Genomic DNA, 12,937 nt, shown 5'->3' with positions numbered 1-12,937 from the left:
CCGTTTTCTATTTTATCTGCTTTCGAGCATTCCCTTGGTTTCATTGAGATACTTCTCAATTACCTTTTGTATATTCGAGTCCTTAACAATGATTGAAATCTCTATGCGCCTATTAAGCGCTCTGCTTTTCTCATCGCTGCCTGTGCTTATGGGGCGGAATTCAGAAAATCCATTGGCTGCGAAGTATTCCCCATACTTGTTCTCCAGGTTGGGATTTACACTGAACATGAAGTTCACTACTTCTGTAGCCCTTCTTGTAGATAATTCCCTGTTATAATCCGCATTCCCCAAGCTGTCCGCGTGTCCATCAATGCTTATGGCATCTATGCTTTCCCTTACTTCAGTGTTTTCCAGCACCCTTTCAAAGGCTTTGGACAGCTGCATCAGCAGCTCCTTAGCTTCCGGCTTCAGCTCATACGAATTATAAGCAAAAACCATGCTCTCATTGATTATTATATTTGCATTATCTCCAATAGATACAAGCTGCTGCCCTTTTTCATTGTACTTCCCCAGTTCTTCTTCTACAGAATCTTTTACCTTCTCCAATATGTCCAGCCTGAGAAAAGCAATGCTTTGAAGCCTGACCCTAAGGCTTTCAAGCTCTTCATTGCTCATTGCAATAATTGTCTTCTGGTTCAGAACCTCCTGCTCGGATAATGTCAGTGCTGCCGCGGTCTTATCTATCTCCATCCTGATAAGCTTAAGCTCTCTTTCCGAACTGCTTATATCTGCTCTTGCTATCTCCAGCTGCTGCTTTGCATGCTCCAGGTTATTGCCATATATTATATTTTGAACGTATGCCAGAAGCATCAGGAAGAACAGTATCAAAGCCAATGTAGACATTACATCTGTAAAAGAAGGCCAGAAGTCCTGAGCTTCTGCTCCTTCCCCAAAATATCTCCTTCTCCCTTTCATAGGCTACCTCCCAGCTCCAATACCCTTTTCATTGCTATAAGCTGCTGCCGCTTGCTGCACTGTATCCGAAAAACTGCTCATGACCCTTTGATTGGAGCTTATTATCCTGGCAGTCTCTACAAGGCACTCCCTAAGGTTCAAGAAGCCTACGTCCATTCTCTCAATATTTCCTCTCAGATTATAGTTAAACTCGCCAAAATCTCTTGTGTTGTTATTGAATACAGCAAGAGCATCTTCAAATTTCATAATTGTTCCTTCCAGACATTTGGAGGATCTCTCTATGTTTTCGCTTGCCTTTGCAAGCTTGTCCGAAAAATCCACCACCGTACCTCGAAGCACATCCTCCACCCTTCCGCTGAAGCCATCAAAAGAGGTTATTATTGCCATACTTATCCTGCTCAGCTCAGATTCCTTGTATTGGAGAAGCTCCTGCTCTACTACATTATCAAGATAATCCTCAAGCTGGACCATAAGGCCCTGTCTTGCTTCCTCTATATTGAATATAATTCCCACAACAGTTATTACAATAGAGCCTCCAACCCCTGCCAGGCTTGTTGAAAAGGCTACCGCCATCCCCTTTACAGAGGAAATAAGTCCTGTGATAATCGAGTCCATACCGACAAGCAGTTCGCTGTTTCCACTGGCGCTTAGAAGCTCAACCAGCTTCCCCACAGACAGTGTCAACCCGTAGAAGGTCCCTAACAAACCCAGCACCACCATTAGTGAAACTGAATTCTTCACGAACCTTTCTCCAAGCCCCAGCCCCTTTAGCCTGATGCTAAAGTTTTTCTCCACTATCGCCTGCGTATTTACTTGGCCTTTGGCGGCCATCGAAATCGTCCGATAGTCCTCTACGATAGCACTCAGCACTTGACTTTTGAACTTGCCGTCCTTTTTGACAGCAGCCGCCTTGAGATCCTTCTGCAGCCTGCGGTATTTTCCTCTTATCCGAAGCATGGTAAAGAAGGAAACCATAAATATGATTGCTATTGCACATATTATGGAATATGCAGTATAACCCAGATTGTTCACGGCTTTTAACAAAATCTCCAAAACATCACCCCATCTTCAAATATAATTCCATGTCTACATATTTTTACCAGCTTGTCTATTATATTTTATACAAAAGGTCGCAAATAATCAATACTCAAAGCTACAAAGACCTAGTTTAATATATTGAGGTTATTTGGAGTATTTTGCCTATAAATTAAAAAAAATGACATAATAGTACATATGAAATACTATTATGTCATTTATTGATGATTATATTTTCAAATCCTCTACCATATCCCTGGTATCTTGAATAAACTTTGCAATATCGCTGTAATTGTTTCTTGCTACACCTATGAATATGATATCAACCACTGTAAGCTGTGCAATTCTTGAAGCAATAGCCCCCGTCCTAAGATGTTTTTCAACACTTGCAGTGTACAGCTTGATATCGGCAATTTCGCTAATAGGAGAGCTTCCATATTTGGTAATGGAAATTGTCGTCGCGCCCCTCTGCTTTGACCTTTCCAAGGACTTATAAACCTCCAGCGTCCTGCCGCTGTGGGATATGCCTATTGCAACATCCCCTTTTTTCATATGTATTGAAGAGGAAAGCTGAGTATGGCTGTCCATGTACATACTTACTGATTTGCTTATTCTCATTAGCTTATATTGCAAATCCTGTGCTACCAGTCCCGAGGCTCCTACCCCGTATATATTGATATGATTTGCTTCTATAAGTGCCTTTATAGCCTCAGATACAGATTCTTCATCCAGTACTCCTATAGTATCCTCAATAGCTTTAATATTTCCCCTTGCAATCTTATTAACTATCTCCATCGTAGAGTCATGAATAGTAACAGCTTCATATACGTTTTCCTGATTATTCAGCTTTAATGCCAGCCCTTTCACTATGTCCATCTTGAAATCCTGAAGCCCTTCAAAGCCCAGCTTTTTAACAAAGCGAATAACACTGGCAGGGCTAGTCTCACAAAGCTCTGCAAAATCAGAAGCAGCAAGACTCACCACCTGGTCTCCATGCTCCAGGACATAGCTTGCCAGCTTCTTTTCCGCCGGTGTCAATTCTTCAAAGATTTCTCTTATCCTTAGAATACAGCTCAATCACGATACCTCCCGATACTGATGGCAAACAATTTGATTAATCAGACAAAATGAACTCAAAGGCCTCTCCCGGCTTTATCATTTCTATAAGCAGTTCTGCCTCAGAGGCATCTCCTGCCACATTAACCCTGTCATCAGATTGCAGCTCTCTTTTTAATATCTGTAATTCTCCCTCGTATCTTAAATATCCTTCATTATCTATAGTAACACTGTATCTTTTTCTTTGTGCTGTATTATGCTGCAATATCTTCTCATGCTTCTTCAGCCTTGCCTCCTGGGAACGTATTACATATTCTCCCGGATCCATACGATTTGTATGCACCCCAGACAGTACCTGCATTTCCCCTTCACTTGGTCCGAATAACCTTATAGGTATCGAATAGACATCTTTCTTTATTCCCGATATACTCTTAAGCTCTTCCTCTGAAGCAAATGCATCTCCCGTATATACAGTATCTATTCCGGAATGCAGTAAGTGCTGTGCCGAAATAACGGGTCTTATAGCCCTGTGGCATTCCAACGTCGGAAGGCCCTCATGCAGAGGGCCTCTTCTTTGATGTTGCAGAGGTATGAATGCGGCTATCTTCATTCCATGTTTCATAAAGCACCGGTTTCTCTCCATAAAGAGTCCGTAAGCCATACCTGTATTATTTCTCGGGTAATAGTTATGACATACCTCCATATTAGCAATAGAAGCACCATTTTGTATTAACTCGTCCAGATACTTATCTGATACGGTACTTGCATTCAACTGTATCCTGAAGGGCAGCTCCCTGGATAGTCCAGCTATTTCTTTAACACTAAATCCGAAGTCAAGCCTAAGGGCATATAGATTGTATTTCTTTATATCGGTCTTATCTATATAGTGTTTGGAAATATCCGCCGTTACCATCATCCCCAGCTGTTTGGCCTTCAGCAGTATTTCCTCTGCTTCGTTGTACACATTGCTGTCAGCTTCCGGAATATGCAAAGACGTAAAGACTTCCTTTATCCCCAACTCAGATGCTTTTTCAAGGTATTCCAGATTATCAGCAAGGCTGTAACCCATACCCGTATACAGTGATATGCCAACCATGTCTATCTCCTTTCGTTACATTGTAGTGCTGCGTGCTCCTGCTGTGCTCTTGTAATCCTGTTCTTCGTCTACAGGGTCATTAAAGCCGAGCAAGTATGTAACAACAAACCCTGCAATATAGGATATGATTACTCCCATTAAATAAAAGGCAATTTTATCCGATTTTATCAATGCTGCCAGTGGTAATCCCGACAAGCCCATGCTGATTGAAGCTACATGAAATACTGCATTTGAAGCACCACCAAAGGCGGCACCCAGACATGCACCCAGGAAAGGCTTGCCTAGAGGCAGTGTGACACCATAAATCAGAGGCTCTCCAATTCCAAGTATTCCTACTGGAAGTGCACTTGCAATCGTCTTCTTAAGCTTCTTGTTCTTTGTTTTTACATATACAGCAATAGCTGCACCTACTTGCCCTGCGCCTGCCATTGCCAGGATAGGAAGCAGCGCATTCTCACCAAATTTTGTGAGCAGATCAGCATGAATAGGAGTAAGTCCCTGATGCAGACCTGTCATAACCAATGGCAGGAATGTTCCTGCAAGAATTGCACCTACGAGCGCTCCTCCAGTTTGTATAGCATTTGTAACTACAGCTCCTATGCCGTCGGATATAGCGCCGCCAAGTGGCTGTAAAACTATTATTGCTACGAAGCCGGAAATAAGTACTGTTAACAGTGGGGTCACAATCAGTTCTACTGATTCATGCACTACTTTCCTAACTCTTTTTTCTACAAATGCTGTAAACAGAACTACAAGAAGTACTGCAATTACTCCGCCTCGTCCAGGAACCAATGCTTTGCCGAACAATTTTATATCCGCAAGTCCCGGAGTCATCAGAATACCTGCCATAACTCCACCCAAAGCTGGTGAGCCTCCAAACTCTTTAGCAGCATTCATACCAACCATAATCAGCATGTATGCAAAAACAGCACCGCCAAAAACTGTCAGAAGTGAAGTTAATGTGCCTGGCTCAATCCATTTGAATGTCTTTATCAAATTATTAATGCCTTGTATCAAACCACAACCAATAAAAGCAGGAATCAACGGAATAAATATATTCGATACTTTCTTTAGAATATCGTTCGCCGGTGTGCCATACTTGCTCTTCATTTCCTTCTTAACCTTATCAGCCTCTCCAAAAGACGTCTTGTCATCACTGAGACCCAAAATCTTTCTCATTTCTTCAGCCACCTTAGTAGCTACACTGGGTCCTACGATAATCTGTAATTGCTCATCCGCCTTTACAATCCCCATAACACCCTGTACATTTTTAAGGGCAGCTTCGTTGACTTTGTCTGAATCCCTGAATGTCATTCTAACTCTGGTCATACAGTTCACAGCTGATTGTATGTTTTCTTTTCCTCCACAGTTTTCAATGATTCCTTCAGCCATGGTTCTTATTTTGTCGCCCACGTATAATTCCCCCTTATAAATAATTTTGAAGAGCCTTTTTTATAAATCCCTTATTCTCATCCAGTTCTTTTCTGGCATCCTCCTTCGATAGACCGGACTTTATCATGAAAATGGCAAGTTTTACATCATAGTCAGTCTCTTCCAAAGCCTTCTTTGCGGCGGCTTCTTCAACTCCCGCGCACTGGCTTACTATTTTCTTAGCTCTTTCAGTCAATTTTATATTGCTCGCTTTAACATCCACCATAAGGTTTTCATAAACCTTACCCAGCTTAACCATAACCCCCGTAGTAAGCATATTAAGTACAAGCTTTTGTGCCGTTCCTGCCTTCATTCTTGTTGATCCTGTTATTGCCTCAGGACCCACAACAGGCGCTATGGATATTTGTGCTACCTGAGCCATTTCCGAGTTAGGATTACAGGTTACAGCAACAGTTGCTGCACTTATTTCATTAGCATATTCCAGAGCTCCTATTACATACGGTGTTCTCCCACTTGCAGCAAGTCCCACCAGTACATCCTTCTCACACAGCCCGACAGATTTTACGTCTGCTATTCCCTCATTATTATTATCCTCCGCCCCTTCGACGGACTTAAATACCGCGTTTCTTCCACCAGCAATTATCCCTTGTACCAATTCAGGATCAGTGCCGAATGTGGGAGGGCACTCGGATGCGTCAACAATACCCAACCTTCCGCTGGTACCGGCACCTATATATATTAATCTGCCGCCTTTTGACAGTCTCTCATGAATTATGTCTACCGCTTCTGCAATTCTCTCCAATTCCTTTTCTACCGCATATGCTACAATCTTGTCTTCATTATTTATCATTCTTAGCATTTCTACGGTTGACACACTGTCAATATCAACAGTATTATTATTCCTGCTTTCTGTTATCAGCTTATCCAAATCTACTTTCATCAACATCACTCCATTGCAAAATTTATGATTTATACCCTATATATGTATATTGCTATTATACTATTAATGAAATTATATTTCAATATAATAATGTATATTTTGAAATAATATTTCAATAGCACACATAAAAATAACCTGGCAGCTGCTTTTAAACAACCGCCAGGTTACTGTTAACTATATTAATCTAGTATTTACTTTATAGTTGGTATTGGAGTATTGTCTACATCGTCAATGCTTCCATCAACAAGGTATTTCCTAGTTTCAGAAGCTATTACTCCACTCAAGAGAAGCAATGAAACCAAGTTAGGTATTGCCATCATAGCGTTCATAGCATCTGCAAGGTCCCATACGAGAGGAAGAGACATTACTGATCCAACAAATACGCCTATTACCCAAAGTAATCTGTATGGCATTATTATCTTCTTGCCGAAGAGATACTCAACTGCTCTCTCACCATAGTATGACCAACCGAGTATAGTTGAGAAAACGAAAGTAAGAAGACCAACTGTAAGAACTATAGGTCCAATAACAGGAATCTGATCGAATGCAGCACTTGTAAGCGCTGAACCCTTGAGACCTTCTAATCCTGCAGGATTTCTAACTATGCTGCTAACTAGAACAAGACCTGTCATAGCACAAACAACTACTGTATCCCAGAAAGTACCTGTTGAGGATACAAGTGCCTGTCTTACAGGGTTTGCAGTCTTTGCAGCTGCAGCTACCAATGGAGCTGAACCAAGACCGGATTCATTTGAGAACAAGCCTCTTGCGATACCGTATCTTGCAGCTATCATTACACTTGCACCAATGAAACCGCCGCCTGCAGCTCTAGGTGAAAATGCATTTGAGAATATAAGTGCAAATGCCTGACCAACATAAGCAGAATTTATTATAAGTATTACAAGACAGCCTAATACATAGAATATTGCCATAAACGGAACGAGCTTTTCGCAAACGCTTGCTATGGACTTAACACCGCCGATTATAACAATTCCTGTAAGTATTGCCATTATTGCACCTGATATATAAGGAGAAATTCCGAAGTTTTCCACAACCATTGAGGCTATGGAGTTTGCCTGAACCATGTTGCCTATACCGAATGCAGCAATACCTGTGAATATGCAGAAGAGAACTGCCAACCATTTCATTTTGAGGCCGTTTTCAAGAGCATACATAGGTCCACCCAGCATAGTGCCATCCGAAGTCTTAACTCTGTATTTAACTGAGAGTAATGCTTCACCGTACTTTGTTGCTATGCCGAATACGCCTGTGAGCCAGCACCAGAGAACAGCACCAGGACCACCAAGAGCAACAGCTGTAGCAACCCCTACGATATTACCAGTACCTATTGTAGCTGCGAGGGCTGTAGTAAGTGCACCAAACTGGCTTACGTCTCCTTCACCTGCTGTATCTTTGCTAACTGAAAGTTTTATTGCCAAACCAGTATACTTTTGAATAAATCCCAACCTGAAAGTGAGGAACACGTGAGTTCCGAAAAGAAGAATCAACATTGGCGGCCCCCAAAGGTAACCGTTTAGGAAAATAATAAAATCATGAAACGCTTGCATAAAAGACCTCCTTTAAATTTAAGATTGGATTGAATAAAATTGCGTAAAACTAATGATTTGAGAAAACAGTACTTACTTTCAGTTAGCAAACTTCACAATAAGCCACCGATTCCCTCACAAGCCCTAAAACTATTTTAACATATACTTCTAGTTTTTGCACTATACGAATATTCAAAATTTTTTAATAAGTATATAAAAAATTTCAGAAAAGTAGATGTAAGGCACAAAAATCAACAAATAAGAGATGCACTCTACAACAGTCGTAAGGCTTGTCTATATTATAACAACCTGAATTATTTTTCTCAACTTGTTTTAATCTCCATATTCCTATTAATTTCAACAAAAGCTTAACATGTACCTGGTAATGTTTTTCTTAGAATAAGCTGTTTGCTCAAATGTTACATAAACTATCAGTCATAAAAATACAGCATTTATCAAAAATATATACGAGGTGATAAAATGAAAAAGAAATTAATAGCATTTTTAGTGGTGCTATGCTTTACGATGTCAACAATGCAAATTTTTGCTGATACAACCTACACAATACGTTCTGGCGACACCATGTGGAAAATAGCACAGAAGTATCAGGTAGGAATAAGCGAGATAATTTCAAAAAACCCTCAGGTAAAAAATCCATCAATGATTTACCCAGGGCAGAAGCTCACGATACCAACCACGACTGCTATAAACTCTATGGAAAATGAGGTTATTCGCTTAACAAATATTGAACGCTCCAAGAAAGGTCTCGGAGCCCTTAAGGCCAATTGGCAGCTTTCCAGGTGTGCAAGGTACAAATCACAAGATATGATAAACAAGAATTATTTTGCTCACCAATCTCCGACCTACGGCTCGCCGTTTGACATGATTGAGTCCTTTGGAATTAGTATGGCAGCAGGCGGTGAAAACATAGCAATGGGACAGAGGACACCTCAGGAGGTTGTGACTGCATGGATGAATTCTCCCGGTCACAGAAGCAATATCCTCAGTACAGCCTATACCGAAATCGGAGTAGGATGTGCAAAGAGCAGCAACGGAAGTTATTACTGGACTCAGATGTTTATAAGGCCAGGAAGATAAAATAATAACCGAAGTCAATAGACTTCGGTTACTTACATACACAATTTCTTCCCTTTGCTTTTGCTCGGTACAATGCGCTGTCCGCTGCGGTGATAACCTCCTCAGCAGTTCTGTATTTCTCATTTCTTTCCGCAGCTCCAATACTCACTGTCAAATACAGCTTCCTATGTCCTCCCGCATTTGACTTTATTTCCAAAGGCTTTTTCTTAGGCCGGCTTTTACTTCTTTTTGTAAAGCCTCTCTTGGCAATATGCTCTCTAAGCTCTTCAAGATAGGGTATTGCTTCCTCAGTGGTCTTGCCCGGGAAAAGCATTGTGAACTCTTCCCCCCCATACCTGAAAGCCCTGCCCCCGCCTCCTATGCCTTTGATGCAGGCTGCAACGAGCTTCAGCACATCATCTCCCACATCATGTCCATGGGTGTCATTGAACTTCTTGAAATGGTCTATATCCAGCATTGCTATAGCGTATTTGCCCCCAAGCTTCAGCATTTCTTCTTTCAGTGCTCGTCTGGAAGGCAATCCAGTAAGCTCGTCCAGGTAAGCCATGCTGTAGGACGCCTGAATAACCACTGCTACCAGCAATAGTCCTGATAATGCAAACATTACAGCTGCTGATTGTACATCCTTGCTTGATGCCAAAGCAGCGAAAGAAAATATCGTTATACCCATAAAGGGCGCATCAAAAGCCTTTCCAGTCACAGCCTGTCTGATAAAAAGATAGGCCAATGCAGCAAAGAACAATAAAAGTGACACATGTGAAAAACCAGGCAGAAGCTTGATATCCATTGGAAACAGCTTTAAATTGAAAAGCTGAAGCAAATCTGTATCGTTATACCATACTATCCATGCTCCTACAAGTAATTCTATGGTTATAAACAAGAATCTCATTCTTCCCCAAGCTGATACTATTCCTCTTTCCCTTTGTACTGAGAAAACCAAAATATTAAGGGGTATATACACAGATACTATAGTTAATACCGTGGGATAATAATCCTTTGCATCCATTCCATATGGTAAATAATGCATCAGAATCATCTGGCTCAGCATAAGCGTCAGGGAGCAGAAGAAAACTCTGCTTCGGTTGAACCACCATCCAAAAAAAATGCCCATAGTAAAAAAAACATAGGCTATATATTGCAAAATCACCTTTATTGTGGGTGGGGCTTCTAACCATTTAAATGAAAATAATGCAATTATAAGAAGCAAGCAATTCACTGCCAAGGATATTATAGCTTTTGTTGTACTATTCAACTTCCTTTATCCTTCCTATCCTGCAAAATGTATTATAGAGATAACGGTGTACTCCATTATCTCTATAATACCATAAATTATCTATATCTGCTGCTCTTATATGCCTATTAGATACTCCAAGCCCAGCTCTTTGTTTTTCTCAGCCAGGTATTCTTCTATTTGAAGTGCACTTTCCATAGCCAGCACTGCTTTTGAAGCCTCCCTTGCACTATTCATGTCAACTGTATTTATTATCTTCTTAATCTTAAGCACCATGGTCGGACTCATGCTGAATTCATCCAGACCAAGTCCCAATAGCAGCAATGCAGCTGTCGGATTGCCGGCAAGCTCGCCGCACATACCCACAGGCCTTCCCTTTTCATGTCCTGCCTTTATCACTGTGCTGATCAAACGTATCACTGAGGGATCAAAATTATTATATAAATAGCTTACCTTCTCATTTGTCCTATCTACTGCCAACGTATACTGTGTCAAGTCATTAGTGCCTATGCTGAAAAAATCCGTCTCTTTTGCCAGCACATCAGCAATAACTGCTGCAGCCGGGATTTCTATCATTACTCCCACTTCAATACCCTTGTCAAAGTCTTTATTTTCTGACTCCAGTTCCCGTTTTAACTCGTTCAATATATTATTGGCTCTTCTCAATTCGTCCACTGTGGCTATCATGGGATACATTATCTTAACCTTACCGTATACGCTTGCCCTGAGTATTGCCCGAAGCTGCGCCCTAAACATCTCAATCCTTTCAAAGCATAACCTTATAGCTCTGAAGCCAAGAAAAGGATTTGCTTCCGCTGGCAGCTTCAGATATTCTATCTCTTTATCTCCACCAATATCGAGAGTTCTAATAATTACAGGCCTTCCTCCCATATCCGAAGCGACTTCCCTATATACCCTGAATTGTTCTTCCTCATTAGGCATTTTACTTCTGTCCATAAATAAAAACTCTGTGCGGAAGAGGCCTATTCCTTCTGCCCCTGCCTCCAAAGCCTTCTTTATACCCGCAGTCCCTTCAATATTGCATTCCAGTCTTACAGCATGTCCATCTTTGGTTACTGCCGGCAAGTCCTTTATCCTGCTTAGTTCTTCTTCAATTTTTTGAGCCCTGAGCATTTTTTCACGCAGCAGTAAAAGCTTTTCCTCATTCAATTCCAGCTCAACTGCACCCAATGTACCATCCACTGCTATCTGCTGTCCATCTTCTACAAGCTCTGCTATATCCTGCACCCCCATGACTGCTGGAATACCTCCGCTTCGTGCCAGTATCGCAGTATGCGAGGTCGCTCCCCCTACTTCACTGGCTATTCCCTTGACAAACCTTGAATCTGCAGCTGCCATCTGAGAAGGAGTAATCTCTTTACCTACCAGTATTACTTCTTCATTTATGGATGCAATATCCTTTATAATGACTCCGGTCAGGTTTTTCACAACCCTTGAACCGATATCCCTTACATCATTTATTCTTTCTCTTATATATGGGTCTTCTATGCTCTTGAATATCTCTATCTGCTCGTCAATAACAAGTGAAAAGGCATATTCTGACTTTAACTTGAAAGTTCTGATCTTCTCTATTGCCTGCTCAACAAGCATCGGATCATCCAGCATAAGCACATGTGCTTCGAGGACTTCTGCCTTCGCCTTTTCACCTCGGTTTACAGCACTTTGATATATTGCATCCACTTGATTCCTGGAGCAATCCAATGCCCTTGACAGCCTGTCAAGCTCTCCTTGAACCTGTTCTTGGCTTATGATACCCTTATCTATTGTAATTTCAGGTTCTCTGATGATATACGCTCTGCCAATTCCAATACCCGGAGATACAGCCAAACCCTTTTTCATAATTCTCTCTCCCTAATAATCAACCTTTTATCTTAAGCTCCATGATTATATCCGTGTTGTCTCCAAAGATTTTCTTAATCTCTATGTTTTTATCATCCCCATTGGTTATGACAATAGGAGTTGTGAGAGGTTTGCCTTCCCTCATTATATATTCCCTGTCAAAGCTTATAAGCTTGTCTCCCCTTTTAACCATATCCCCTGCACTCACATGGCTTGTAAAGCCCTGCCCCTTCAGTTCGACTGTATCAATACCAATATGTATCAGTATTTCAACTCCGTTGGAGGATAATAACGCAACAGCATGGAGGGTTTTTGGCACAAGCAGTATTTTACCGTCGCAAGGCGAAAAGATGTCATTGCTCTCCGGCTCAATTGCAACCCCATCTCCCATCATCTTATCAGCGAACATATTATCCTCTGCCTCGCTGATATCGATTACTTTTCCTTCCACCGGCCTGTATAGGATAAGTGTGTCATCTTTCTTCTTAAAATAATCAAACATCTAATTACTCCTTATCTAGCAGCTCTTTTATTAGTATAATTGCATCCACTTCATCATCGCCTTCAGCAACGACCGTTACTTCATCTCCCCCGGAAATTCCTAGGGACATAATGCCTATAATACTCTTTCCCGATACACTGACCCCATTTTTTTCAAGTTTTACATTGCTTTTTATATTCTTGCACAGCTGGACAAACTCAGCAGCAGGCCTTGCATGAAGGCCGTCCTTCCCGTTTACCCTTATCGTTTCTTTCTGCAATTCAAT

At 41.3% G+C, this 12,937-nt stretch carries 12 protein-coding genes; 1 reads left to right on the top strand and 11 read right to left on the bottom strand.

Going from position 1 to position 12,937, the window contains the following annotated elements:
- Positions 1-12: 12 nt before the first annotated feature.
- The 7 genes from VEB00_11850 to VEB00_11820 all read right to left on the bottom strand — a co-directional run bounded on the left by VEB00_11850 (position 13) and on the right by VEB00_11820 (position 8,002).
- Positions 13-915 carry an OmpA family protein gene (locus VEB00_11850; GenBank protein HYF83708.1) on the bottom strand — a complete coding sequence of 301 codons (903 nt, stop codon included), beginning with the start codon at positions 913-915 and terminating at the stop codon, positions 13-15.
- Positions 916-918: 3 nt separating this feature from the next.
- The gene (locus tag VEB00_11845) at positions 919-1,968 is read right to left on the bottom strand and encodes a hypothetical protein (GenBank protein HYF83707.1); all 1,050 of its coding nucleotides are present in this window, start codon (positions 1,966-1,968) and stop codon (positions 919-921) included.
- 210 nt (positions 1,969-2,178) lie between these two features.
- Entirely contained in the window at positions 2,179-3,027 is an 849-nt protein-coding gene (locus VEB00_11840) for a MurR/RpiR family transcriptional regulator (protein ID HYF83706.1), read from the bottom strand.
- 37 nt (positions 3,028-3,064) lie between these two features.
- Positions 3,065-4,102, bottom strand: coding sequence for a MupG family TIM beta-alpha barrel fold protein (locus VEB00_11835; protein HYF83705.1), 1,038 nt, complete (start codon positions 4,100-4,102; stop codon positions 3,065-3,067).
- Between the two features lie 15 nt (positions 4,103-4,117).
- Positions 4,118-5,494, bottom strand: a complete 1,377-nt coding sequence (locus VEB00_11830; GenBank protein ID HYF83704.1) for a PTS transporter subunit EIIC — start codon at positions 5,492-5,494, stop codon at positions 4,118-4,120.
- A gap of 34 nt (positions 5,495-5,528) precedes the next feature.
- Positions 5,529-6,437 carry an N-acetylmuramic acid 6-phosphate etherase gene (gene murQ, locus VEB00_11825; protein HYF83703.1) on the bottom strand — a complete coding sequence of 303 codons (909 nt, stop codon included), beginning with the start codon at positions 6,435-6,437 and terminating at the stop codon, positions 5,529-5,531.
- A gap of 188 nt (positions 6,438-6,625) precedes the next feature.
- Positions 6,626-8,002 carry an alanine/glycine:cation symporter family protein gene (locus tag VEB00_11820; protein HYF83702.1) on the bottom strand — a complete coding sequence of 459 codons (1,377 nt, stop codon included), beginning with the start codon at positions 8,000-8,002 and terminating at the stop codon, positions 6,626-6,628.
- Positions 8,003-8,461: 459 nt separating this feature from the next.
- Between VEB00_11820 and safA the strand changes: the two genes are divergently transcribed.
- Positions 8,462-9,079 (top strand): SafA/ExsA family spore coat assembly protein, encoded by a 618-nt coding sequence (safA, locus tag VEB00_11815; protein HYF83701.1) that lies wholly within the window; start codon positions 8,462-8,464, stop codon positions 9,077-9,079.
- A 28-nt stretch (positions 9,080-9,107) separates the two neighbouring features.
- Here the strand turns inward: safA and VEB00_11810 are convergent, their stop codons facing one another.
- The 4 genes from VEB00_11810 to VEB00_11795 form a co-directional block, all read right to left on the bottom strand.
- Positions 9,108-10,331, bottom strand: a complete 1,224-nt coding sequence (locus VEB00_11810; GenBank protein ID HYF83700.1) for a GGDEF domain-containing protein — start codon at positions 10,329-10,331, stop codon at positions 9,108-9,110.
- Between the two features lie 96 nt (positions 10,332-10,427).
- Positions 10,428-12,170 carry a phosphoenolpyruvate--protein phosphotransferase gene (gene ptsP / locus VEB00_11805; GenBank protein ID HYF83699.1) on the bottom strand — a complete coding sequence of 581 codons (1,743 nt, stop codon included), beginning with the start codon at positions 12,168-12,170 and terminating at the stop codon, positions 10,428-10,430.
- Between the two features lie 19 nt (positions 12,171-12,189).
- A complete protein-coding gene (locus VEB00_11800) occupies positions 12,190-12,672 on the bottom strand; it encodes a PTS glucose transporter subunit IIA (GenBank protein HYF83698.1) in 483 nt (160 codons plus the stop codon).
- A 4-nt stretch (positions 12,673-12,676) separates the two neighbouring features.
- Entirely contained in the window at positions 12,677-12,931 is a 255-nt protein-coding gene (locus VEB00_11795; GenBank protein HYF83697.1) for an HPr family phosphocarrier protein, read from the bottom strand.
- Positions 12,932-12,937: the final 6 nt, after the last annotated feature.

This window comes from Clostridia bacterium, assembly GCA_035628995.1.
Classification (GTDB): Bacteria; Bacillota; Clostridia; order Lutisporales; family Lutisporaceae; genus BRH-c25.
This window is presented reverse-complemented; position numbering and strand designations above follow the sequence as displayed.

Coding starts and splice junctions, on each gene's coding strand:
- VEB00_11800 (HYF83698.1), bottom strand. CDS start 12,672: ATGTTTGATTATTTTAAGAAGAAAGATGACACACTTATCCTATACAGG.
- VEB00_11850 (HYF83708.1), bottom strand. CDS start 915: ATGAAAGGGAGAAGGAGATATTTTGGGGAAGGAGCAGAAGCTCAGGAC.
- VEB00_11820 (HYF83702.1), bottom strand. CDS start 8,002: ATGCAAGCGTTTCATGATTTTATTATTTTCCTAAACGGTTACCTTTGG.
- ptsP (HYF83699.1), bottom strand. CDS start 12,170: ATGAAAAAGGGTTTGGCTGTATCTCCGGGTATTGGAATTGGCAGAGCG.
- VEB00_11835 (HYF83705.1), bottom strand. CDS start 4,102: ATGGTTGGCATATCACTGTATACGGGTATGGGTTACAGCCTTGCTGAT.
- safA (HYF83701.1), top strand. CDS start 8,462: ATGAAAAAGAAATTAATAGCATTTTTAGTGGTGCTATGCTTTACGATG.
- VEB00_11830 (HYF83704.1), bottom strand. CDS start 5,494: ATGGCTGAAGGAATCATTGAAAACTGTGGAGGAAAAGAAAACATACAA.